General features: G+C 66.6%; 1 pseudogene. It reads right to left on the reverse strand.

What is annotated here, in order from left to right:
• Positions 1 to 290: pseudogene (locus DC522_RS36755) on the reverse strand (hypothetical protein); the annotation flags it as partial.

Here is a 290-nt window from a genome sequence, read left to right on the forward strand (position 1 = left end):
AAGCAGCGCCGTCTTCATCAGCACGCCGTTGACCGGCATGCCGAGGAAGCGCGCCGCCTCGGCATTGTGGCCGACGGCGCGCATCTCGTAGCCGAGCACGGTCTTCTTCATCACGAACCACAGGCCGACGGCCAGCGCGACGGCGATGACGAAACCATAATGCAGGCGCTTGCCGGTGATGACGCGCGGCAGCTGCGCCTCGGCGATGATCTTGTCCTTCTGCTGCTGGCCGTCGGCGACGTGCTTGTCGTGCATCTGCTGCGCCATGGCCAGCAGGCCGGCGGCGGATT

The sequence above is a fragment of the Microvirga sp. KLBC 81 genome, from assembly GCF_003075415.1.
Lineage (GTDB): Bacteria > Pseudomonadota > Alphaproteobacteria > Rhizobiales > Beijerinckiaceae > Microvirga.